The sequence below is a fragment of the Stenotrophomonas maltophilia genome (assembly GCF_013464915.1).
Lineage (GTDB): Bacteria > Pseudomonadota > Gammaproteobacteria > Xanthomonadales > Xanthomonadaceae > Stenotrophomonas > Stenotrophomonas maltophilia_AT.
On record NZ_RAVT01000014.1, the window covers coordinates 37,492 to 60,860 of the forward strand.

The 23,369-nt window shown below is 67.2% G+C and carries 21 protein-coding genes; 14 read left to right on the plus strand and 7 right to left on the minus strand.

The window, feature by feature from the left end; translation table 11 throughout:
* Window positions 1–83 precede the first annotated feature (83 nt).
* From msuE to D7T59_RS05595, 8 genes are all read left to right on the plus strand, one after another.
* Window positions 84–665, plus strand: coding sequence for an FMN reductase (msuE, locus tag D7T59_RS05560; RefSeq protein WP_164136681.1), 582 nt, complete (start codon window positions 84–86; stop codon window positions 663–665).
* A gap of 156 nt (window positions 666–821) precedes the next feature.
* Window positions 822–1,184, plus strand: coding sequence for a DUF3088 family protein (locus D7T59_RS05565; RefSeq protein ID WP_005416277.1), 363 nt, complete (start codon window positions 822–824; stop codon window positions 1,182–1,184).
* A gap of 14 nt (window positions 1,185–1,198) precedes the next feature.
* Window positions 1,199–2,176, plus strand: a complete 978-nt coding sequence (locus D7T59_RS05570) for an MsnO8 family LLM class oxidoreductase (RefSeq protein WP_180851511.1) — start codon at window positions 1,199–1,201, stop codon at window positions 2,174–2,176.
* Between the two features lie 18 nt (window positions 2,177–2,194).
* On the plus strand, window positions 2,195–3,538 hold the full coding sequence (locus tag D7T59_RS05575; protein ID WP_180851510.1) for an LLM class flavin-dependent oxidoreductase: 1,344 nt from the start codon (window positions 2,195–2,197) through the stop codon (window positions 3,536–3,538).
* A 4-nt stretch (window positions 3,539–3,542) separates the two neighbouring features.
* Window positions 3,543–4,763, plus strand: a complete 1,221-nt coding sequence (locus tag D7T59_RS05580; RefSeq protein ID WP_180851509.1) for a M20 aminoacylase family protein — start codon at window positions 3,543–3,545, stop codon at window positions 4,761–4,763.
* A complete protein-coding gene (locus tag D7T59_RS05585; RefSeq protein ID WP_180851508.1) occupies window positions 4,760–5,311 on the plus strand; it encodes a GNAT family N-acetyltransferase in 552 nt (183 codons plus the stop codon). The genes D7T59_RS05580 and D7T59_RS05585 overlap by 4 nt, the downstream gene beginning before the upstream one ends.
* Entirely contained in the window at window positions 5,308–7,053 is a 1,746-nt protein-coding gene (locus D7T59_RS21385; RefSeq protein WP_180851507.1) for an amino acid ABC transporter permease/ATP-binding protein, read from the plus strand. Before D7T59_RS05585 ends, D7T59_RS21385 begins: the two co-directional genes overlap by 4 nt.
* A gap of 15 nt (window positions 7,054–7,068) precedes the next feature.
* Window positions 7,069–8,043 carry an ABC transporter substrate-binding protein gene (locus tag D7T59_RS05595; RefSeq protein WP_180851506.1) on the plus strand — a complete coding sequence of 325 codons (975 nt, stop codon included), beginning with the start codon at window positions 7,069–7,071 and terminating at the stop codon, window positions 8,041–8,043.
* A 79-nt stretch (window positions 8,044–8,122) separates the two neighbouring features.
* Here the strand turns inward: D7T59_RS05595 and D7T59_RS05600 are convergent, their stop codons facing one another.
* A complete protein-coding gene (locus D7T59_RS05600; protein WP_180851505.1) occupies window positions 8,123–11,239 on the minus strand; it encodes a discoidin domain-containing protein in 3,117 nt (1,038 codons plus the stop codon).
* Window positions 11,240–11,759: 520 nt separating this feature from the next.
* Here D7T59_RS05600 and D7T59_RS05605 point away from each other — a divergent pair.
* Entirely contained in the window at window positions 11,760–12,257 is a 498-nt protein-coding gene (locus tag D7T59_RS05605; RefSeq protein ID WP_164136731.1) for a helix-turn-helix transcriptional regulator, read from the plus strand.
* A gap of 35 nt (window positions 12,258–12,292) precedes the next feature.
* Here D7T59_RS05605 and D7T59_RS05610 read toward each other — a convergent pair whose 3' ends face one another.
* Entirely contained in the window at window positions 12,293–13,369 is a 1,077-nt protein-coding gene (locus D7T59_RS05610) for an MBL fold metallo-hydrolase (protein ID WP_180851504.1), read from the minus strand.
* Between the two features lie 104 nt (window positions 13,370–13,473).
* On the opposite strand from D7T59_RS05610, the gene D7T59_RS05615 reads away from it, so the two are divergent.
* Window positions 13,474–14,085: a TetR/AcrR family transcriptional regulator gene (locus D7T59_RS05615; RefSeq protein ID WP_164136691.1), complete on the plus strand. Its 612-nt coding sequence runs from the start codon at window positions 13,474–13,476 to the stop codon at window positions 14,083–14,085.
* Here D7T59_RS05615 and D7T59_RS05620 read toward each other — a convergent pair.
* Window positions 14,082–16,028, minus strand: coding sequence for an EAL domain-containing protein (locus D7T59_RS05620; protein ID WP_180851503.1), 1,947 nt, complete (start codon window positions 16,026–16,028; stop codon window positions 14,082–14,084). The genes D7T59_RS05615 and D7T59_RS05620 overlap by 4 nt on opposite strands.
* Window positions 16,029–16,123: 95 nt before the next feature.
* Window positions 16,124–16,840: an SDR family NAD(P)-dependent oxidoreductase gene (locus tag D7T59_RS05625; RefSeq protein ID WP_164136693.1), complete on the minus strand. Its 717-nt coding sequence runs from the start codon at window positions 16,838–16,840 to the stop codon at window positions 16,124–16,126.
* Between D7T59_RS05625 and D7T59_RS05630 the strand changes: the two genes are divergently transcribed.
* From D7T59_RS05630 to D7T59_RS05645, 4 genes are all read left to right on the plus strand, one after another.
* Window positions 16,824–17,258 (plus strand): hypothetical protein, encoded by a 435-nt coding sequence (locus D7T59_RS05630; protein WP_180851502.1) that lies wholly within the window; start codon window positions 16,824–16,826, stop codon window positions 17,256–17,258. The two genes, D7T59_RS05625 and D7T59_RS05630, sit on opposite strands and share 17 nt — an antisense overlap.
* 66 nt (window positions 17,259–17,324) lie before the next feature.
* Window positions 17,325–17,915 carry a TetR/AcrR family transcriptional regulator gene (locus tag D7T59_RS05635; RefSeq protein ID WP_180851501.1) on the plus strand — a complete coding sequence of 197 codons (591 nt, stop codon included), beginning with the start codon at window positions 17,325–17,327 and terminating at the stop codon, window positions 17,913–17,915.
* On the plus strand, window positions 17,912–18,946 hold the full coding sequence (locus D7T59_RS05640; RefSeq protein WP_180851500.1) for a DUF418 domain-containing protein: 1,035 nt from the start codon (window positions 17,912–17,914) through the stop codon (window positions 18,944–18,946). Before D7T59_RS05635 ends, D7T59_RS05640 begins: the two co-directional genes overlap by 4 nt.
* 99 nt (window positions 18,947–19,045) lie before the next feature.
* Entirely contained in the window at window positions 19,046–20,053 is a 1,008-nt protein-coding gene (locus D7T59_RS05645; protein ID WP_180851499.1) for an aminoglycoside phosphotransferase family protein, read from the plus strand.
* Window positions 20,054–20,322: 269 nt separating this feature from the next.
* Here D7T59_RS05645 and D7T59_RS05650 read toward each other — a convergent pair whose 3' ends face one another.
* Genes D7T59_RS05650 through D7T59_RS05660 form a run of 3 tightly spaced genes read right to left on the minus strand, consistent with a single transcriptional unit; the run spans window position 20,323 to window position 23,368 of the window.
* On the minus strand, window positions 20,323–21,210 hold the full coding sequence (locus tag D7T59_RS05650) for a DMT family transporter (protein ID WP_164136733.1): 888 nt from the start codon (window positions 21,208–21,210) through the stop codon (window positions 20,323–20,325).
* 32 nt (window positions 21,211–21,242) lie between these two features.
* Window positions 21,243–22,304: a UDP-N-acetylmuramate dehydrogenase gene (murB, locus tag D7T59_RS05655; RefSeq protein ID WP_180851536.1), complete on the minus strand. Its 1,062-nt coding sequence runs from the start codon at window positions 22,302–22,304 to the stop codon at window positions 21,243–21,245.
* An 8-nt stretch (window positions 22,305–22,312) separates the two neighbouring features.
* Window positions 22,313–23,368 carry a quinone-dependent dihydroorotate dehydrogenase gene (locus D7T59_RS05660; protein ID WP_021202868.1) on the minus strand — a complete coding sequence of 352 codons (1,056 nt, stop codon included), beginning with the start codon at window positions 23,366–23,368 and terminating at the stop codon, window positions 22,313–22,315.
* Window position 23,369: the final 1 nt, after the last annotated feature.

Genomic DNA, 23,369 nt, shown 5'->3' on the forward strand with positions numbered 1-23,369 from the left:
CGGGCCAAAGGCAGCCGAGCATGGCTCGGCTCTACAAAGGCGAAAGCAGCCGAGCATGGCTCGGCTCTACATGGGAGCAGTTCATGTCTTCTGCATTGAAGGTGGTTGCAGTGGTGGGGTCGCCGACCAGTTCGGCGACGTCGCGCACGTTGCTGCTGGTGCGGCATCTGCTGGAGTCGTTGCAGCAGCGGGTGCATGCCAGCGTGGATCTGGTGGAGCTTGCGCCGATTGCGCGCTCGCTGGGGCAGTCGTTGTCGCGCGACGAAGTGGAGCCCGCCGTGGAGCAGGCGCTGCAGACGATCGAGTCCGCCGAGCTGCTGGTAGTGGCTGCACCGGTCTATCGAGGATCGTATCCAGGACTGTTCAAGCACCTGGTCGACTTCATCGGGCTGGAAGCGCTGGTGGATACGCCGGTACTGCTGGCGGCGACTGGTGGCAGCGAGCGCCATGCGCTGGTGATCGACCACCAGCTGCGGCCGTTGTTCAGTTTCCTGCAGGCGCACACGCTGCCGATCGGGGTGTATGCCACGCCGGCTGATTTCGATGGCGACCGTATCAACAGTGCGGCCTTGCAGGCGCGCATCACGCTGGCGACCGAGCGCGCGGCCGGGCATCTGGCCACGCAGGCGTTGGCGGCACCCGCGCCGCTGCGACGCATCGCCTGACGGCATAACCGGCGGCGCTTTGCTTATGGCCAAGGCGCATCTGCATGGCCGGATCTGACCGCCGATTGTCGCCTGGCATCGCTGCTGCGGCAGCTGGCATCTCTAGCATCGATACCGAAGCGGCATCGCATTGCCGCCCCCGATGAGGACGCCCCCGTGAGTCTGGACGCAACCGATAAGCCCATCCTGTTCCTGCTCGACCGTGAGTTCGAGGACGGCCAGATCCCCGGCCAGCGCTTCTTCTGCCGGCACAGCCTGTTGCTGGAGGGCGCGCTGTCGAGCATCGACGGCCTGGACGCGCAGTTGGACGTGCGCCGCATCGGCTTCGCGCGGCCGCGCCGCGAGGTGATCGCCGAGATCGGTGAGCAGGACCAGTCGCTGCCGAAGCTGGTGCTGCCGCAGGGCGTGCGCAGCGAACTGGCCAGTGGCGCGCACCAGGATCGCCAGTACATCTCTGGTGCCGAACCGATCCTGGCTGCGCTGAACGGGTTGCTCGGCATCCCCGTAGCCCATCCCTGAGCGAGGACGCGACGATGAGCTATCAGATCAGCGTATTGGACAAGAGCCCGGTGGCCGAGGGCGCCTCGCCGGAGCAGGCGCTGCGCAACAGCCTGCAGCTGGCGCAGCGCGCCGAGCAGCTGGGCTACCACCGGTACTGGTTCGCCGAACACCACGCAGCCCCAACGCTGGCCAGCCCGGCGCCGGAAGTGCTGGCGGCCTGGGTACTGGCACAGACCCGGCGCATCCGCATCGGCAGTGGCGGGGTGATGCTGCGCCACTATGCGCCGTACAAGGTGGCGGAGAATTTCAACCTGCTGGCGGCGCTGGCGCCAGGTCGCGTGGATCTTGGCGTGGGCAAGGCCCCTGGTGGCCTGCCGGCGTCGACCGCTGCACTGGCGGCGGGGCGGCCGGCGTTTGCCGATTTCGATCAGCAACTGCGCGACCTGGAGGGCTATCTGTCCGGCGCCGGAACCGAGGCGTTGGCACGCCCGGTTCCGCAGCAGGCACCAGAGCGCTTCCTGCTCGGCGCCAGTCCGCAGAGCGCGCAGCAGGCGGCCGACCTGGGCTGGCGCTTCGTCTACGCCGCGCACTTCGATGGCGACCCGAAGCACATCGAGGCGGCGTTCGACGCCTACCGCAGTGTCTCCACCCAGCCACCGTTGCTGGCGACGGTGGCCTTCGCCGCACCTACGGCCGAAGCGGCTTCGCGGCACATTGGAGCACTCCGGGTCTACAAGCTGCACCTCGGCCCCGGCCAAACGGTGAATCTGCCCAGTCCAGAGGCGGCTGCCGAGTACGCACGCCAGGTGGGCGTGGCCGACTTCCGCATCGAGGAGACACGCCCCAGCGTGCTGTCCGGTGATGCGCAGCACGTGCGTGACGAACTGGACGCACTGCACCGGCGTTTCGGCGTGGGCGAATTCATCCTCGACGCGCCGGTGGCCGACCTCGAGGCACGTCTGACTTCCCTTGAGCTGCTGTCGCCCGCGCCACGCGCGGCGGTGGCCTGACCTGCAGGAGCGATTCCCATGAGCACGACCCCGCGCCATATTCCGTTCGGCATCATGCTGCAGGGCCCCGGCAGCCACATGCACGCCTGGAAGCATCCCTCCAATCCGGCCGATGCCAGCGTCAATCTGCAGTTCTACATCGACATTGCGCGCACCGCCGAGGACAACGGCATCGCCTTTGGCTTCGTGGCCGATGGCCTGTACATCAACGAGAAGTCGATCCCGCATTTCCTCAACCGCTTCGAGCCGATCTCGCTGCTGTCGGCGCTGGCCACGGCAACGAAGAAGATCGGCCTGGCGGGCACGCTGTCGACGTCCTACAGCGACCCGTTCACCGTGGCCCGCCAGTTCGCTTCGCTGGACCTGCTCAGCGGCGGCCGTGCGGGTTGGAACGTGGTGACCTCACCGCTGGAAGGTTCGGGCCGCAACTACGGCCGGCCACACCCGGAGCACGCGCTGCGCTACCAGATCGCCGATGAGTACCTGGACGTGGTGCAGGGGCTGTGGGATTCATGGGACGACGATGCCTTCGTGCGCGAGCGCGACAGCGGCACCTTCTTCGCACCGGAGAAGTTCCGTCGCCTCGATCACAAGGGACGCTTCTTCCAGGTGGAGGGGCCGCTCAACATCCAGCGCTCGCCGCAGGGACAGCCGGTGATCTTCCAGGCCGGTTCGTCTGATGATGGCATTGCGTTGGCCGGCAAGTACGCCGACGCGGTGTTCACCCATTCGCCATCGCTGGAGGAGACCCGCGCGTTCACCCAGAAGGTGAAGAACTCTGCGATCGCCCACGGCCGCAGCGGCAATGAGGTGAAGATCTTCCCGGGCATCGGCCCCATCGTCGGCCGCACTGCCGAGGAGGCTGAAGCCAAATACCAGGCAATCGCCGCGCTGGCCACCTTGGAGGATGCGCTGGCCTATCTCGGCCGCTTCTTCGATCACCATGATTTCAGCCAGTACGATCCGGACGCACCCTTCCCGGAGCTGGGCGACATCGGCAGCAATTCGTTCCGTTCCACCACCGACCGCATCAAGCAGGATGCGCGCGAGAAGGGGCTGAGCCTGAGGCAGGTGGCGCTGGAAGCAGTGAGCCCGCGGCCGAACTTCATCGGCACGCCGGAGCATGTGGCCGATGAGCTGATCCGCTGGTTCGATGCCGGTGCCAGCGATGGCTTCATCCTTGGTTTCGCGGCACAGCGCGAAGGGCTGGACGATTTCGTGACCCAAGTGCTGCCGATCCTGCAGGCGCGTGGTTACCACCAGCGTGAACTGGAGGGGCAGACCCTGCGCGAGCATCTGGGCCTGCCATACAAGGCCAGCCGCCATGCGACCGATGCCGAACCGGCGCGGAAGGCAGGGTAAGGCGATGAGCGGAGATAGTTCGGCAGCGCCGGGCCATGCCCGGCGGAATCCCGCGTCCATCGGCGTACTGCCCGAAATCGCGGCACGCGCCGAGGCGGCCATCGCGATCCGCCATGACCTGCACCGGCACCCGGAGCTCGCCTTCGAGGAGCATCGCACCAGTGCCCGGGTGGCCGAGCTGCTGCAGCAGTGGGGCTATGAGGTGACCACCGGCCTCGGCGGCACCGGCGTGGTCGGCACGCTGCAGCGTGGACAGGGCAACCGTCGCCTCGGCCTGCGCGCCGACATCGACGCACTGCCGATACACGAGGACTCCGGCCTGGCCTACGCCAGCCAGACCGATGGATTGATGCATGCCTGCGGCCACGATGGGCATACCGCCATACTGCTGTCCGCCGCGCATTACCTGGCCCACCACGGCGATATCGACGGCACCCTGCAACTGGTGTTCCAGCCGGCCGAGGAAACCGGTTCGGGGGCCTCGAAGATGATTGCCGACGGCCTGTTCGAACGCTTCCCGGTGGATGCGATCTATGGCCTGCACAACTGGCCGGGCGTGCCGGTGGGGCACTTCGGCTTCGTCGATGGCCCGGCGATGGCGTCGGTGGACTGGGCGCGGCTGAAGGTGATCGGCAAGGGCGGCCACGGTGCCGAGCCGCAGGGCAGTGTCGATCCGATCCTGGTGGCGGCGCACATCATCACCGCCCTGCAGAGCGTGGTCTCGCGCAATGTCGATCCACGGCAGATGGGCGTGGTCACCGTGGGCTCGATCCACGGCGGGCAGGCAGCCAATGTGATTCCGGACGTGGTGGAGATGAAACTGACCGTGCGCGCCTATCTGCCGGAGGTGCGTGACACCCTGCGGCGGCGGGTCACCGAGCTTGCCGAGCAGACCGCTGCCGCGTTCGGTGCGCGTGCCGAGATCGAATTCCCGCGCGGCTTCCCCAGCGTGATCAACCACCCGCAGCAGACCGCCTACATCCGCGAGGTGGCCGTGCAGGGCTTCGGCGTCGAACAGGTGGTTCCCGAATTTGCGCCGCGCACGGCCAGCGAGGATTTCGCCTTCCTGCTGCAGGCGCGCCCCGGCAGCTTCGTGTTCGTCGGCAACGGCGACAGCGCACCGCTGCACAGCCCGCGCTATGTGTTCAACGATGCGGCAATCGCACCCGCCGCCAGCCTGTGGGCGCGGCTGGCCGAAGACTATCTGGTGAAGGACGCGACATGAGCAGCAACGAACGCTTCCTCTATACCGCGGTGGATGATCCGCTGGCACGGCCTCTTTTCGATGGCCTGGAGCAGGAGTACGACAGCCGCTACGCCGACGTGCGCCGACGCATCGGTTGCAGCGCCCGCGAGGAGCTGCAGCGCTACCCGGCGCAGGCCTTTGCTGCCCCGGTCGGTGCCTTCGTGCTGCTGCTGCGCGACGATGTGGCGATTTCCGGCGGTGCCTTCATGCCACACCGCGATCCGGATACCGCCGAGTTCAAGCGCATCTGGACGCTGCCGGGACTGCGCCGGCAGGGCATCGCGCGGCGCGTGCTGCAGGAGCTGGAGAACCAGGCGGCACGGCAGGGCTACCGGCGGGTGTTCCTGACCACCGGCTTCCGCCAGCCCGAGGCGGTCGGCCTGTACCTCAGCCATGGCTACACCGCGCTGTTCGATCTTGACGCGGATCCGGAAACCATCGCGCACCTGCCGTTCGAGAAGCTTCTTGGGCAACCGGCGGCAGTGCTTTCGCCATCGCAGGCCGTGCTGCACGGAGCCCACGCATGAGTACGCCTTCGTCTGCGCTTGAGGGAATCACTGCGCGTCCTTCACCACCGCCGGCGTTGAAGATCGTGCCGGCCCGGCACCCGCTGCAGGTGGTTGGCACGGTGCTGGCGCTTGCGCTGATCCTGATCGGCCTTCAATCAGTACTTGGCAATCCACGTTGGGGCTGGGGCACCTTTGCCGAATGGTTCTTCGCACGCCCAGTGCTCGAGGGGCTGGGCCGCACGCTGCTGCTGACCGCCCTCGGTACAGGCCTTGGCTTCGCGTTGGGCACGCTGCTTGCGCTGGCCCGCGTCTCTGGTTCGCCGCTGCTGTCGGCGGTGTCGTGGGGCTACGTGTGGCTGTTCCGTTCGATCCCGCTGCTGGTGCTGTTGCTGCTGCTGAACAACCTGGGCTACCTGTACAGCACCATCGAGCTGGGCGTGCCGTTCACCGGCATCAGCCTGTTCTCGTACCCGACCACGCAGCTGATCGGCGTGTTCACCGCAGCAGTACTGGGCCTGACCCTGAACCAGGCGGCGTTCTCGGCCGAGGTGATCCGTGGTGGCATCCTCTCGGTCGACCATGGGCAGTACGAGGCGTCTGCCGCGCTTGGCCTGCCGCGTGGCCGCCAGGTGCGCCGCATCATCCTGCCGCAGGCGATGCGCTCGATCCTGCCGGCCGCGTTCAACGATGTGATCGGCCTGGCCAAGAGCACCTCGGTGGTCTATGTGCTGGCACTGCCGGAACTGTTCTACACCGTGCAGGTGATCTATCGCCGCAACCTGGAGGTGGTGCCGCTGCTGATGGTGGCGACGGTCTGGTACCTGGTGATCCTGACCGTGCTGTCGCTGCTGCAGCGACGGGTGGAGCAGCGCTTCGCGCGCGGCCAGCTGCAGCGCGAGCGCTCGGTATCGCGTGTCTCGTCACCGACGCGCGCCACAGGTGATTCCGCACCGCGCGTGGTCAATCGCCCGCGCATTGCCGCGCAGGTTGAAGCGGGCGAGGGGGCATCGGTGACGCTGCATGGCGTGGGCAAGGCATTCGGCGACCAGCCAGTACTGGAAGACGTGAACCTGGACCTGCGCGCCGGCAGCGTGACCGTGCTGATCGGCCCGTCCGGCGCCGGGAAATCCACGCTGCTGCGGCTGATCAACCACCTGGAACGTGCCGACAGTGGCTACGTGACCGTCGGTGGCCAGCTGATCGGTTACCGCCGCGACGGTGACACCCTGTACGAACTGCCGGAGCGCGAAATCCGCCGCCGTCGTGCCGAGGTTGGCATGGTGTTCCAGGGCTTCAACCTGTTCCCGCACTTGACCGCGCTGGAGAACATCATCGAGGCACCGATCGCCGTGCGTGGTGTGCCACGCGCGCAGGCCGAGCAGCAGGCACGCACGCTGCTGGAGCGGGTCGGCCTGGCCGACAAGGCCGATGCCTTCCCACGCCAGTTGTCAGGCGGCCAGCAGCAGCGCATCGCGATCGCCCGTGCGCTGGCACTGCAGCCGAAGGTGCTGCTGTTCGACGAACCCACCTCGGCGCTGGACCCGGAGCTGGTGGCGGAAGTGCTCAGTGTGATCGAAGAGCTGGCCAGCTCCGGCACCACGCTGGTGATCGTTACCCATGAGCTGAGCTTCGCACGCCGCGTGGCCGACCACGTGGTGATGATGGACCAGGGCCGGGTGATCGAGCAGGGCACGCCCGAGGCGTTGTTCGAGCGCCCGCGCCAGCAACGCACGGCCGACTTCCTGGCCAAGACCCTGTAACCCTCAAGGAATGCCATGAGCCCTGCAGCACCTCGTCGTCCCTCACGCAGCACCTTGTTGATCGCAGGCGTGCTGGTCATCGGCATCGCCGGCATCGTCTACTCGCGCGTGCGCCAGGCCCCCGAGGCTGCGGCTGTGGCCGCGACCAGCCTTGCCGGAGCGAACATCTCTGTGCTGAAGGGCACGCTCGATCCCAAGGCGCAGGCCTTGATTCCCGCCGGCTACCGTTTCGTTACGCCGGGAGCGTTCACTGTGGCGACCCACCCGGGGCAGTTGCCACTGGCCGACTACGGCGCCGACAGCAAGGACGTGGTCGGCATCGAGCCCGACATCGCGCGCCTGATCGCCGATGCGCTGGGCCTGAAGCTGGTGATCGTGCCGGTGGCCTGGGCTGATTGGCCGCTGGGGCTGGAATCGGGCAAGTACGATGCGGTGTTGTCGAACGTGACGGTTACTGAAGAACGCAAGAAGAAGTTCGATTTCTCCAGCTATCGCTATGACCTGCTGGGCATCTACACGCGCACTGATGGGCCGATCCAGAAGATCGAAAAGCCGGCGGATGTGGCGGGGCTGAGGGTGGTGGTGGGCGCCAGCACCAACCAGGACCAGATCCTGCGGCAGTGGGACCAGCAGAACATCGCCGCGGGCCTGAAGCCGGTGGAGTATCAGTATTTCGATGATGCCGTGGTCGGCCGGCTGGCGGTGATCACCGGCCGCGCGGATGTGTCGTTCGAACCGAATGCCACCGGCGCCTATTCGGCGCGCGACGGCAAGGTGCGGCGCGTTGGCCTGTTCCCCGGTGGCTGGCCGAACGCCGCAGCGATCTCGGTGACCACGCGCAAGGGTAGTGGCCTGGCCGATGCGGTGACGCAGGCGCTGAACACCCAGATCGGCAGCGGCACCTATGCGCAGGCGCTGAAGCGCTGGAACGTGGCCGAGGAAGCGGTGCCGCAGTCGCAGACCAACCCGCCGGGGTTGCCGACGCTCTGACGCCACGGGAGCATCCACGCAGGGCGTGGATCTACGCGCAGAGTCTGCTTCCTGTAGAGCCGAGCCATGCTCGGCTGCTCTACCAACGCGCCTCCAGCGTTTTGAACGGCTTTGCCAAGCGCACGCCCTCGGCATCGAAGCTGGAAACGATACGTCCATCCACACGCACCGTCTTCGGCATCGTCCGCGCCGGCCACCAGACCTTCACCGCTGCCCCGTTGCGCAGTCCCTCGCCAAGCGCCACCGTCAGCACTCCGTCGCGTTGCCGCGCCTGCATCTGCAACGTGCCATACGCGGTCGGCAGGCGCTCCACCGCCAACCCATCCCCGGCCACCCACGATGGAGGCGTGCCCGGAAGCAGCGACAGCGCATCATCGTCTTCGCGCATCAGCATGCCGAACAGCGTGCGGCCGTATTCGGCGCCGATCCAGGTGTGCGGCATGTCGCCGAGGTAGCGCGGGAAGCGCAGCCGCGAATGCACCACTTCGGCCAGCACCTGCCACTCAAGCGGGCGCCGATCGTGCAGCAGCCCCTGCAGCAGCTCGTCGGCCACCTGTGGCTGGCCCAGATGCACGTAGCTCAGCACGTTGCGGATCTCGTAGGGCGTGTAGGCGTACAGTGCACCGGGCTGGCTGCGCTTGCGCACATCGTCCAGGTAGCGGTCGAAGGTGGTCCGCAGTGCCTCGGCGGGCAGTACGCTCTGCGCGCCGGTGGGGTCCAGCGCGATCGATACCCCGGTGGGATCGCCATCGCCCAGATCGGCCGAGGAGGGTATGAAGTCGATGCCCTTCCACGCCATCGTCGCCCGGATCGAGGCGTGCAGTGCGTCGTAGAGCAGCGTGTACTGTTGGCGTGCCCACTCTGCGGTCTCGTGGTCGCCCAGCGATTCAGCCAGCCACGCGCCATCGTGCCAGCCCTTCAATCCCCAGTAGTCATCCCAGTAGCTGTGGGTGGGCGAGGGGTAGCCCTCGTGGCTGATCGACGGCGCAAGAATGCCGGCGAATCGCTCCGGCGCCGGCTGGTCGGCCTTGTAGCCGGGCACCAGCGTGCGCTCGCGCAGTTCCTGCAGGAAACGCAGCGCCGCTTTCACTTTCGGCAGGTAGTCACGCACCGACGCGGGCCCGCCATCGAGGCGCGCGACATCGGCCACCAGCGTCACATACTGGCCCTGGCTGTCGTACTCGATGTCCGAACCGAAACCGGTGTTCACACTGCCATCGTCGTTGAGGATCGGCGAGACCAGGCCGTTGGCATGCACCCCGTGTTCGCTGTACCAGGCCAGGTAGTCGCGCGCGACGCGGGCTTCACCCATGCGCAGCAGCACCGCCGAGGTGGCCATGCCGTCGCGGATGAAGGAACGGTTGTAGTTGCGCGGGCCGGGCTGCATGGCTGGACCGGTCTGGTTGATCAGCATGTAGGCGGCCTGCGCGCGCAGCATGTCCACCAGCGAGGGATCGGGCAGGCGCAGGCCGACCTGGCCCAGCCGTGCCTGCCAATCGGCCGAGGCCTGGTTGGCCAGGGTGTCGAAGGCATCGTTGCCGTCGCGCGGCAGCGAGGAAAGGTCGAGCGCGGGGGCCTCCGGCAGCACGCCCTTGGCATCGGCAGCGGCGGTGCCGAGCGGGAACGCCACCACCACCGCATCGCTGGCACCGGGGGCGAGGCGGATCCGGTAGCTCAACGCGGCCGCGGCCAGTCCTTGCTCATCGCGTGCCTGCTGGGCGGCAGGCAGACGCCCGGCGGCGATGCCGGCGGTGATTTCCGTTGCACCCTCGTTGCCGAACGGCGCGGCGCCGGCGGCATCCACCGGCGTGAGCGAGCGCAGCAGCGTGCGGCCGTTGACGCGCACCGTGTTGGCTTCGACGGCGACGTCGCGGATCGGCGACAGCCCACCGTTCTGCCACGGCGGGTTCATCTGCATCGGTCTTACCGCAAGGGTCAGCGTGCCGTCGATCGTGGTGGTGCCGGTGTTGTGCAGGCGGTGGCGGACCAGGGTGACCGGCTGCCCGTCGCGTTCGATGGCGAAGGCCTCGCTGCGCAGTTCGAGTCCCGGCTGCGGTGCCCAGGTAGCCGACGGCATCGGTTTCCAGCCGTCGCGCAGCGCGTGCTGCACCTTCTGCCCGGCGGCACCTGCCGTGCTGCCGTCGGCATTGCGCCAGATCGGCTGCACCAGCGGTGCGCCCTTGAAGGCCTCGATATTGCCGTACTCGTCGAAGATCGACTTCTGCCGGCCCGCGTGCACGCCGACCGCAGTCCAGTAGGTCTGCTGCATCTGCAGCGAGGCGGGGAACAACGCGCGCTGTGCACCGCTGGCGGCGATCTGGTAACGCTTCATCGGCGTCATCACCGCCTTCGGGCCGAGCAGGCGGATGCGTGCCACCTGGGGGGCATCGCCATCGGCCATCAGCCGCAGCGCCTGCAGGTCCAGCGGCGCGCTGGCCGCGAGCCAGCTCTGCTGCCGGGTTGCTGCCTGCGCATCCGCGGCCAGTTCGTGCCAGCGGCCCTGGGCATCGCGTGCCTGCAGGCGCGCAGCGCCGTGCACATTGGTCCAGTCCACCGCCAGCCCGGTGCTGGACTGCGCGCGCGGCAGAACGATGTCGAGCGTGTGGGTGCCGCCCTTGCCGGCGGGGATCGCCACCGCGCTGCCGCCCTGCCAGAGCGCGGCGGACTGCGTGGCATCGAGTCCGGGCGTGCGCGCACTGAGCGTGGTGTCCAGCGGCTCCATTTCGAAGATGGACACGCCCCAGTCGGAGGTGCGCTGCGGGCTGGCCAGGCGCAGGTAGCGTGCCTGGCGCGGTGCGAAGTACAGGGTTTCCACGTCGCCCAGCGAATCGGCCATGGTGTACGCGGCCTGCCACTGCTGGCCGTCCAGCGAGGTCTGCAGCGAATAGCCTTCCGGGTTGGAGACGTCCCAGGTGAGGCGTGCGCCGGCCAGCATTGCTGGCGCGCCGAGGTCGATCTGGAACCAGTGGCCGGGACTGAAGGCACCGCCGGTGACGGTCTTGGGGTCGCCGTCGATCAGGTGGCTGATGGCCATTGCCGGCACCTGTTGCGAGGAACTGCTGGCCTGCCATTGACTGCGCGGCGGAAGGGTCTGTGCCTGTGCGAAGGACGCCAGGGTGGCGAGCAGCAGGGGGGCGGCAGATTGCCATGGGAGAGCTGAGCGGGAGACCTTGGAGCGTTTGGCGCGCAACGTCATTACGGACAGCCTCGCAGGTTCGACCGGATTCGGGCGAGCGCTAGGCTAGCAAGGTATGTAATCGGTTACATGACGCGCTGCAATAGCCCTTTGACGAGCGAGGAGATGGAAGGGACCAGCGCGGTGACGGAAGCGGCTCTGGACGCGCCCTCTGGATGGGCTACGTTCGGTGAAGGTCCGCCAGTAGAGCGGGTTGTCATTTGACAACCTTCTTCTGGCGGGTGCAGACTTCGGAGAAGGCGGATGTCTCGTGTGCGTCACCCCGACAAGGACGTTGAAGCCGCATTGCGATTCGCGGAAGCGAGGGGTTGGAGATTGCGCGTAGGCGGCAGCCATGCGTGGGGGCGGATGTACTGCCCCTACAACGACAGCGAATGCCGGTGCGGAGAATTCTGCGTCGTGAACATCTGAAGCACTCCGCGGAGCGGCTGCAACCACGCCAGAGCGCTGCGCCGCGTTGTGGAGAACTGCAGCCGCGAGCAATGAACAGTGGCCCAAGCAGAGACGAGGCGGGTAAATGCTGGAATTCAATTTCACCTTGAAGTACCGCGTGCCAGGCGCATACGACGATGGTGACATTCTGGAGCGGCGCCTGGCGGAGTCCGGCTGCGATGATGCGCTGTTGGGCATCGGACGGCAGGGCCGGATGGCGTTGGCCTTCTGCCGCGAGGCGGACAACGCCGGTGCTGCACTGGCGTCGGCGCTGGATGACGTGCATCGCGCCGTACCGGGGGCCGAGCTGGTCGAGGTGAGCCCCGATCTGGTGGGACTGACCGATGTCGCCGACCTGCTGGGGGTGTCACGGCAGAACATGCGCAAGCTGATGCTCGCCAATCCACAGTCGTTTCCATCTCCGGTTCACGAGGGAACCACTTCGATCTGGCATCTGGCCGACATACTCGGTTGGCTGCAGGCGCGCGGCAGCGGGAAAGTCACCTCGGAACTGATGGAACTTGCCGCAGCCGCGTTGCAGCTCAACCTGGCCCGGGAAGCACAGAGGTTGGGGCCAAAGGCGTAGCGCCGGACCAGACCGGCGCACACGGGAGATGCAGGTTACAACTCCACCGTCTCCCACCAGCGCGTGCCCGCTTCTGGCACCTGCATGTCCAGCGCTTCGCCCATCATCGGCGTGGCCACCGGCACGCTCTTCGCTGCGGCCAATGCGGTGATCCGTTCGAACGGCTGCTGCCACGCGTGCAGGGCCAGGTCGAAGGTGCCGTTGTGGATCGGCAGCAGCCACTTGCCGCGCAGGTCCAGGTGCGCCTGCAGGGTTTGTTCCGGCTGCATGTGCACGAACGCCCAGCGCGGGTCGTAGGCACCGGTTTCGATCATGGTCAGGTCGAACGGGCCGTACTTTTCGCCGATGGCCTTGAAGCCGTCGAAGTAGCCGGTGTCGCCGCTGAAGAAGATGCGGAAGTCGCCATCCTGGATCACCCATGACGCCCACAGGCTGCGGTCGCTGTCACCCAGCCCGCGGCCGGAGAAGTGCTGGCCCGGGGTGGCGGTCAGGCGCAGGCCACTGGCGTCGGTCGACTGCCACCAGTCCAGCTGTTCAACCTTGCTGGCATCCACGCCCCAGGCGATCAGCTGGTCACCCACGCCGAGCGGGGCAATGAAGCGCGCGGTCTTGCCGGCCAACTGCATCACGGCGGCGTGGTCGAGGTGGTCGTAGTGGTTGTGCGAGAGGATCACGCCGGCAATCGGCGGCAGCTCGTCGATGCTGATCGGTGGCGCATGGAAGCGGGCCGGGCCCATCCACTGCACCGGCGAGGCGCGCTCGGAGAACACCGGATCGGTCAGCCAGTATTGGCCCCGCAGCTTCAGCAGGATCGTGGAATGCCCGAGCCGGAACAGGCTGCGATCCGGTGCGGCGTCCAAGGTAGCGCGGTCCAGCGGCAGCACCGGAATCGGGTGGTTGGGCACGGTGCCCTTGGGCTTGTTGAACAGGAAGGTCCACCAGATCTCCAGGCCGTCGCGCAGGCCCATTGCCGGACGGGGCAGGGCATTACGGAACTTGCCGTCGCGGTACTGCGGCGAATCGGGGAAGTCGGGGAGGGACCAGGACTTGCAGAAGGTGTAGGCGGTCACGGCGAGGATTCCAAGCAGGAGGACAAGGAGCAGGCGCTTCATGGGTGACGTCCGCTGGGTACACTGCACAGTGTAGTTTCGTGTTTTTCAAAAGTACACTGCCGGGTGTAAAATGAGGGCGTCCGTTCAGCTATCCGGTTTCCGCCATGTCCCGTGCCCCGCAACGCCTGACCGACCGCAAACGCGAAGCCATCGTGCGCGCGGCGGTGGAGGAGTTCCGTGCCTCGGGCTACGAGGCGACCAGCATGGACCGCATTGCCGAGGTGGCCGGGGTCTCCAAGCGCACCGTCTACAACCACTTCCCGAGCAAGGAAGCGTTGTTCTCGATGATCCTGGAGGAGCTGTGGGAGCGCAGCGTAGCCAGTGATGCGTTGCCGTACCGCGCCGACCAGCCGCTGCAGGCGCAGCTGCTGCAGCTGCTGGGGCAGAAGCTGGAGCTGCTCAGTGATGCCAACTTCATCGACCTGGCGCGGGTGGCGATGGCCGAGATCATCCATTCGCCGGAACGTGCGCAGGCCATCGTCTGCCGCATGGGCGAGAAGGAAAGCGGCGAGAGTGCCTGGATCCGCGCGGCCATCGCCGATGGCCGGTTGCGCGAGGTCGACCCGGAATTTGCTGGCCACCAGCTGCACGGGCTGGTGAAGAGCTTTGCATTCTGGCCGCAGGTGACGATGGGGCAGGCGCCGTTGAACGAACAGGAGCGCGCACGCGTGGCCGAATCGGCGGTGGCGATGTTCCTGGGTTACTACGCGGTCTAGCTGGCGGCGAAGCGGCGGAACTCGTCGGCCGGTAGCGCTGCCGAGTACAGATAGCCCTGGCCGACATCCACGCCCAGTGCGCGCAGTTGCTGCTCCTGCGCCAGCGTCTCGGTGCCCTCGGCCACGACAACCGCACCGCAGCGATGTGCGACTTCGACGATGAAGCGCACGATCGACTGCGACTTGGCGTCGGACAGCGTGGCGATCAGCGCCTGTTCGATCTTGACCTCGGCGATGGCCAGCTGCGAAAGCAGGATCAGGGTTGAATAGCCGGCGCCGAAATCATCCAGCGACAGGGTGACCTCGGCCGCCAGCAACTGCGCGATGTTGGCATCGACCACGTCGCGCTCGACGATCTCGGTCCATTCGACAATCTCCAGGCGCAGCATCGCACCAGGCACATCGTGCAGCTGCAGCAGTTCCTGCAGGCGCTGGCCGAAACCGGGCTGGCGCAGGGACTCGGCGGAAACATTGACGGCAACGGTCAACGCTGCGGCATCACGCCGGCACTGCTGCAGGAAATGGATGGCCGACTGCAGCGTGGCCCATTCCAGCTCGGCCAGCCGCCCATGGCGGCGCAGCAGGGAGATCACCCGCATCGGCGCGATCATCCTGCCCTCGGTATCGCGCATGCGCAGCAGTGCTTCGGCGCCGACCAGCCGGCGATCCTGCAGGCGATGCTTGGGCTGGTAGCACAACGGCGCGTTGCCGTGCTGCAGCCAGTGTTCGAGTGAGCTTTCGATCAGGGCGTCGATCTCGCTGTCGCGCTGGATCGGATCATCGAAGAACACCACGCCCGATTCGATCGCACTCAGCGCCAGGGTGATCGCGCGGAACGGCAGGTGGCCGTCGTCTGGATCGGTGGGTGGCTTGAGTTCGACCACCGCACAACGGAACAACGGGCGGAAGCCCGGCCAATCGCGGCCGACACGATCGGCCAGGTTGCTGGCCAGCTCGGTGATCTGCGGTTGCGTGCGCAGTTCGGACAGGGTCAGGTCGCGCACCAGGATCGCCAGCGCGGCATCGCCGAACTGGTAGATCTCCAGCTGCCCGGGTGGCAGCGAGGGCAGCAGCCGATGCACCTCGTCGGTGCTGTCGCGCTGCCACAGGCCGTTGTCCTGCAGCGGACCATAGCGCAGGCGTAGATCGCGCAGGTTGCCCATTTCGGCCACGATCAGGCAGGCCTTGCCGATGTCGTCGTTGTCGCGCCAGAAGTGCTGCAGGCGTTCACCGAGCGCGCGCATGTTGGGCAGGCCACTGATCGGGTCGATACGCAGCCAGGCCTGTTCGCGTTGGCGCTGTACGTCGATCTGCGCATCGTTGTAGACCAGAGCGAACACCGCGCCCAGCATCAGCAGCGATAGTGGCAGTGCCAGCAGGCGCTGGATTGCCAACTCTTCCACCGGCAGCTGATTGGCGCCGATGATTGCTACGCCCAGTGCCAGGCCCAACGCAGTGACGACAATACGCACGCCCCAAGCCTGCAGGATCATGCGCAGCGAGAGTTCGTTGAGCATGCGCGGGTGCAGGCGCCTGCGCAGCCAGACGCCTGCCAGCATCTGCAACATGGCCTCGAGGCCGGCCGGCAGGAAGTACTGGGTGCCGACGAACTGGTAGCGTGCCAGCAGGCTTGCGCCCAGGCAGGCCAGGCCACCGCGCCAGCCGCCGAGCAGGCCGCTGACCAGCAGGATGTCGAAACCCAGGTGGAGCTTGACCACGCCCTGGGTGTAGCGGGCCACGAACCAGGCGTTGAACAGGTAGATCAGGCCCAGCGCCACGCCCACGTACAGGCGGCGGCCTTCAATGGCATGGCCGGCGCGACGGGTGGCGATCAGCAGCACGCCGATCATGCCGATCACCGCCGTGGCCTGCAGCAGGTACAGCGGCAGGCTGGGCAGGGCGCTGTCCAGGACCTGGGCCGCAACCCGTGAAAGCGCATCCATAGCAGGTTCCCGCCTGTGACCGACGGCCAGTGACGAGCAGGGTAAACCACGGCCACGTGTGCGGCCACCGGTTCGTGCCAGGGAGGGCGGGCGTACTAGTAGCGCGGGTCAGCGATGGCGGGCAGTACCAGTTCGCGCACGAAGCCGGACGGTGAGAGTTGCAGGAGCGCGCGCACCATCGCCACCACGTCGTGCACCGGCACCAGTTCGCCATCGCCGCGCGCTGCCGCCACTGCCACGGGAACCGACAGCGCATCGTCGGTGTTGAGGTAACCCAGCTGCAGGCTGGTCACGGCCAGGCGGCGGTCACGGAAGCCTTCGCGCAGGGCATCGGCGATGCCGTTGAGTGCGAACTTCGAGGCACCGAAGGCGACTTCCGGGCGACCGCTGCGTGGCAGGGCCGAGGTCGAGCCGGTCAGCACCAGCTGTGGGCGCGGTGCGCCCAGAACGCGCGGCAGCAGGCGCTGAAGCAACACGAGCGTGGCGGTGATGTTGACGTCAACCAGCTGGGTGAGCGCGGCATCGCTTTCGTCGAGGAAGGCGTACTCGTCGCTGAAGGCGGTCTCTTCCCAGATGCCCAGGTTGTGGATCAGCACATCCAGATCGGCCGGTGCCTGCGCCGCGATGTGATTGGCAGCAAGGGTGGGCTGGGACAGGTCGGCCTCGATCCACTGCAGGGTGACGCCTTCGGGGCAAGCGATGTCGCGCGGGCGAGTGCGCGAGACGCCAACGATGGTGTCGCCGGGCTGGCACAGACCTTCAACGAACGCCCGACCCAGGCCCCTGCTGGCGCCGATGACCATCAATTTCATGTTGCTTCCTTGTTGTGCATTGGCGGCCTTGACCGGCCGCGAGGATGATGTCCCGGTCACCAAACGCGTGCAGGCCGCTGCGTTCGGCGGTGATGATCGAGCCCGTGTTGTCGAGCTGGCAGCGGTACTGCGGCTGCAACCCGGCGGCCAGTGCGGACACCGCCATTGCCTGCACCAGCTGGTGGGCGTGTCCGCGGCCACGGGCGCCGGGCAGGGTCAGCACGCCCATGTCGGCCAGCGCCGCATAGCCAGGCCCGAGGACAGGAACACCACGGCCAACAACAGGCGGGCGGCGCATTACAGCACGCGGCTGTCGAGCAGGATGGCGATCATCCGTGGCATGCAGGAACTCCGGGAGGGGGTGGGACAGGCCGCGCAGCATCGGGCCTCAACAGCGGTTGAGGTCAAGGCTGGCTGAACGAAGCCCGATGGTGGTCGGGTTGCCGTCTTCTAATTGGACGAACGTTCGTTCACTATTTGCGCCATGAACCGAGCCGGCCGCAACGAGCAACGCATCGCGCAGATCCTGCAGGCCGCCCTGCAGTGCTTCCTCGTGAAGGGATTCCACCAGACCAGCATGCGTGACATCGCGCAGGCGGCCGGCGTCAGCCTGGGCAATCTCTACAACCACTTCCCAGGCAAGGAAGCGATCATCCTTGCGGTGGCGGTGGCCGAGAGCGAAGAACTGGCGCCGTTGCTGCAGCGCCTGGCAGTGTCCGACGGCGACCGCGCACAGGTGCTGGCTTTCCTGCGGGATTTCCACGCACTGTGCCGGCAGCCGGAATGGGCGACGCTCGCCGTCGAAGTGCTGGCCGAGAGTGCACGCAATCCTGCCGTGGCCGAGGCGTTCGCGGCCAATCGCAGGCAAATGCAGGCAACGCTGGCCGAAGCCCTGCAGCACGTTGCGCAGCGCGAACGTCGGCGTCCCGTGCTGGCCCCGGCACTGCAGGCGCAGGTGCTGCTTGATGCCATCGAAAGCGATGCGCTGCGTCGGGGGCTGGGCGAAGCCGATGGCACCGATGAGGCTTCGCTGGATCTGGGTCTGCTCGCGCTGCTGCTTGGGGCACGCGCTTGAGCGCTGTCGACCGGCGATTGCACGGCCTTGATCTTGCGCGCTACCTGGCGCTGGCCGGCATGGTGCTGGTCAACTTCCGCCTGGCGATGGCCGTACCGGCAGAGGGTGAGGGTTGGCTGGCAGGGTTCTTCCATCTGCTGGAGGGCAAGGCGTCGGCGACCTTCGTCACCCTGGCCGGTCTTGGCCTGGTGCTGGCCACGCAGCGGCAGGGTTGGTGGTCGGCCGGCGTGCAGACCTGGCGGCGTGCACTGTTCCTGCTGGTGCTGGGCCTGCTCAACCTCACCCTGTTCCCGGCCGATATCCTGCATTACTACGCGGTGTACTTCGCATTGGCCGTGGTGTGGCTGCGTGCCTCGCCGCGGGTGTTGCTGGCCAGCATCGTGGGCCTGGCGGCCTGTTCGTTCTGGGCGTTGCTGCACTGGGACTACAGCCAGGGATGGAATTGGCAGACGCTGGAATATGCCGGTCTGTGGCAATGGCCGGGCGCGGCCCGCAACCTGCTGTTCAATGGCTTCCATCCGCTGCTGCCGTGGCTGTGCTTCTTCCTGCTGGGGATGTTGCTGGCACGGTTGCAGCTGTCGCAACCGCGGGTGCAGCGTGCACTGCTGGTGCTGGGCGTGCTGCTGATCGCGGCTGGACATGGCGTGCAGCAGCTTGCGCAGGGAACGCCCTGGCAGACATGGCTGGGAACGCAGCCGATGCCGCCGGGACCGGCCTACGTACTCACCGGTGCGGGCGCGGCGTGCAGTGTCATTGCCGCCTGCCTGTGGCTGGCGCGTGTGCGACCGGGTGACTGGCTGGCGCCGTTCACGGCGGCAGGGCGCATGACCCTCACGCTCTATGTCGGCCACATCCTGCTGGGCATGGGAACACTGGAAGGCCTCGGCCTGCTTGACGGACGTGCGTCGCTTGCCTCGGTGCTGTTGTGGGCGCTGTTGTTCCTGATGCTGGCGACAGGCGCGGCGTGGCTGTGGTCGTGGCAGTTCGCACGCGGTCCACTGGAAGCGGTGATGCGGCGCATCGCGGGCTAGTCCTTTGGTTGCGCCGAGGTGATGTTGTGACGGACATGTCTGTGTCGCGGCGAACGCATCTGCGATAGTGGCGGCAGGTATTACTTTCCGCTTGCATCCATGTCATTCGCTTCGGCGCAGCATCTCGGCGAAGTCCTGCAACAATCCTATGGCATCACTCCCACCGCCGTGGTGCCACGCCCGGTGGGTGCCGACGCCAATGCCAGCGTGTATCGCGTCGACGCGCGCCACGGTCAATGGTGGCTGAAATGCCGCACCTACCAGGTTGATCCGGCGGTATGGGACAGCCTGCACTGGCTGCGCGGTACGCTGGGCATCGATGAAATCGTGGCACCATGGCCGGCGTTGACCGGTGGTGCGTCGGTGCAGCGTTGGGGGCTGCAGTTCACCCTGTTCCCTTACATAGAAGGCCAGTCCGGGTTCGAGGCTGCGTTGAGCCATAGGCAGTGGCGACGCCTGGGCGAGGTGCTGCGGCGCCTGCACGCGTCGCCGCTGCCGACCGAACTGCAGCGTGGGCTACCGACTGTGCGGCTGGAAACTGCGGCACTTGAGACCGTTGGGCAGTGGCTGGCGGGCGAGGGCCTTGCCGCCGCAAAGGATGGGCTGGGCCGTGCATTCGTTTCCGTATGGGACCGGCAGCATGCGCGTATCACCGCGCTGCACGCGCACGCACTGCAGCTGTACGCGGCATTGCAGGAGGTTCCGGCTGACCTGCACCTGTGCCATACCGACCTGCATGCCGGCAACCTGCTGATGGGCAATGACGGTGGCCTGCACCTGATCGACTGGGATGGCCTGTCGCTGGCACCGCGCGAGCGTGACCTGATGTTCATTGGGGCCGCGGTTGGCGGGCGCTGGGGCCGCGAGAATCCACTGGGGTTCGAGGACGGCTACGGCAATGACCGCGGCGACCCGCGCTGGATCGCCTGGTACCGGCACTGGCGCATCCTGCAGGACCTGATCGAGTTCCAGCAGGTGTTGCTGGGGAGCGATGGAGAGGAGCGTTCGCCTCCATTGCGGCGGCAGTCGCTGCACTATCTGGGCGAACAGTTCGCGCCGGGCAATGTGTTCGATGCGGCCGAGCGGGCGTATCGCGCGCTGGGTTAGTTCCCGGGCCGCTGCCAGGATCGCCCCGGGTTGCCAGGAGCGCCCCGGGTTGCCAGGAGCGCCCCGGGTTGCCAGGAGCGCCCCGGGTTGCCAGGAGCGCCTCGGGTTGCCAGGAGCGCCCGGGTAGAGTCGACTGTTAGTCGACTATCGCGCGCAGCGCGGGCTTTGCCTGTTCCAATCGAAGAGCAGTCGACTAACAGTCGACTCTACCCATGGCCGACCCATGGCCTCTCCATGCACGGCGCAGGGCTTGTCCATGCAGGAGGTTTTTATTCTGCGGGCTTGGCTGCTGCAGAGGCCGCAGCGCTCGCGGCGCGGCGCGACAACACGGCCTCGCGATGGGCAATGTAGGCGTTGGCGGCCAGGATGATGCCGGCGCCGACAAGCGTCCAGCGATCCACGCTTTCGTTGAACAGCAGCCAGCCGAGCAGCGTTACCAGCGGCAGCTGCAGGAAGCTGATCGGGGTCAGCGCCGAGACTTCACCGAGGCGCAGTGCGCGTGTCCACAGCAGCTGGCCGATGGTGCCGAGTACGCCGGTGGCCAGCAGCCACAGCCAGGCGATGCCGGTCGGCCAGACCCAGACGAACAGGGCCGGCACCAGCGACAGCGGCACCCAGAACACGTAGGTGTAGAGCACCACGGTGTCGGCACTGTCGACGCGGGTCAGCTGCTTGATCTGGATCGCCACCAATGAGCTGAGCACGGCGGCAGCCACCGCCACCAGGCTTCCCGCGGTGAAGCCGGCGGTACCGGGGCGCACGATCACCAGCACGCCGATGAAGCCGACCACCACCGCCGCCCAGCGCCGCACGCGCACGGTCTCGCCCAGCCACAGCACGGCAGCGATGGTGACGAACAGCGGCGTGGAGTACGAGAGTGACACCGCCTGCGCCAAGGGCAGGTGGCCCAGCGCCCAGAACGCGCACAGCATCGAGCCCAGGCCGATCGCACTGCGCACGAAATAGCGTGGCAGCTGCTGGGTCTTCAGTGGTGCGTGGCCCGGACGCAGCAACATCGGCAACAGCGCGAGCAGGCCGAAGGCGTTGCGGAAGAACGCCACTTCCTGGGTCGGCACGTAGCGCGTGGCGTAGCGGATCGCCACGGCCATCAGGCCGAATGCCATCGTGCTGCCGAGCATCAGCAGCGCCGCCCGCATCGGGGTGGCGCCTGGGGAAAGGGCGGGGCTGTTCACCACTGGGCGCCGAGCAGGCGGGGCTCCGGTTCGATCGGCACGCCGAATTTCTCCAGCACCGAGGCCGAGATGCGGCGTGCCAGTGCCAACAACTCTGCACCGCTGGCGTTGCCATGGTTCACCAGCACCAGTGCGTGGCTCGGGGCCACGCCGGCATCGCCTTCGCGGAAGCCCTTCCAGCCGCAGGACTCGATCATCCAGGCCGCCGAAACCTTGCGCTTGCCTTCCTGGTCGGACGGGAACACCGGCAGGTCGGGGAAGTGCTGCAGCAGCACGTCAACCTGTTCCAGCGGCAGCACCGGGTTCTTGAAGAAGCTGCCGGCATTGCCCAGCACGTCCGGGTCGGGCAGCTTGCGGCGGCGGATCGCGATCACCGCATTGGCCACGTCCACCGCACCCGGCAGTTCCACGCCCTGTGCCTGCAGTTCCTCGCGGATGCCGGCATAGTCCATGCGCAGGTCGTGCAGCAGCGGCAGCTTCAGTTCGATGGCGGTGATCAGGTAGCGGTCCATCTGTTGCTTGAAGACGCTGTCGCGGTAGGCGAAGCCACACTGTTCGTTGTCCAGCCGTACCCAGGCCTGTTCCTGGCAGTCCCAGGCTTCGACGGCCTGGATGAACTCGCCAACCTGCGCGCCATAGGCACCGATGTTCTGGATCGGCGCAGCACCGGCCGTACCGGGAATCAACGCCAGGTTCTCCAGGCCGGACAGGCCCTCCTGCAGCGACCACATCACCAGCCCGTGCCAGGGCACGCCGGCGCCGGCGCGGATCACCGCATGGTCGGCGCGGTGTTCAAGGAAACTGATGTCACGGTTGCCGAACACCAGTACCGTGCCAGGCAGGTCTTCGGCGATCAGCACGTTGCTGCCGCTGCCCAGTACCAGCAGCGGGCCGCTGGCCACTTCGGGCAGCGCCAGCACTTCCGGTAGCAGCGTGGGGTCGTGCAGTTCCAGCAGCTGCGCTGCGCTGGCCTGCACATGGAAGGTGTTCAGCGCCTGCAGCGGCGCATTGCGGGTGAGCGTCCAGCGCAGCGGTGCGGCGTTGTCGGCGGTATCGATGGGCGTGCTCACAGCGGCGCCACCGCGCCGCGGCTCGGCGCCTCGCGGCGGCGACGGATCGCCTCCACGCATTCGGAGACCAGGGCCGGGCCACGGAAGATCAGGCCGCTGTAGCACTGCACCAGCGCGGCGCCGGCGGCCATCTTGGCCACCGCGTCGGCACCGGACAGGATGCCGCCGACCCCCACCAGTGGCACGGATTCGGGCAGGCGCGAGCGCAGGCGGCGCAGCACCAGGGTGGACTGCTCCAGCACCGGCGCACCGGACAGGCCGCCGGCCTCGTTGGCCAGCGGATCGCCGGCCACCTTGCTGTGGTCGATGGTGGTGTTGGTGGCGATCACGCCGTCCACCTGCAGTTCGCCCAGCACGCGCGCGGCGGCATCGATGTCGCGTTCACTCAGGTCCGGCGCCACCTTCACCAGCATCGGCACGCGGCGACCGTGCTGCGCGGCCAGGGCTTCCTGACGGTCGCGCAGCTGGCTGACCAGCTGGCGCAGTGCGGTCTCTTCCTGCAGCTCACGCAGGCCGGCGGTGTTGGGCGAGGAGATGTTGACCGTGATGTAGTCGGCCAGCGGATACACCTTGTCCAGGCAGGCGATGTAATCGTCCACGGCCTGTTCGTTGGGGGTGTCCTTGTTCTTGCCGATGTTGATGCCGAGCAGGCCGCGACGGTTGCGCGCGCGCTCCACGTTGCGCACCAGCGCATCCACGCCCGCGTTGTTGAAGCCCATGCGGTTGATGATCGCGTTGTGTTCCGGCAGGCGGAACAGGCGCGGCTGCGGATTGCCGGCCTGCGGGCGCGGGGTGATGGTGCCGATCTCGACGAAGCCGAAACCCAGCGCGAACAGGGCATCGATGTGCTCGCCGTTCTTGTCCAGGCCGGCAGCCAGGCCGACCGGATTGGGGAACGTCAGCCCGAACACGGTGCTCGGCATCGGCGCGATGCGGGCGGCCAGCAGCGGCGTGGTGCCGGTGCGGTAGGCCAGGTCCAGTGCGGACAGGCCGAGGCCGTGGGCGCGCTCGGCGTCGAGCGAGAACAGGAAGGGGCGGGCAAGCGAATACATG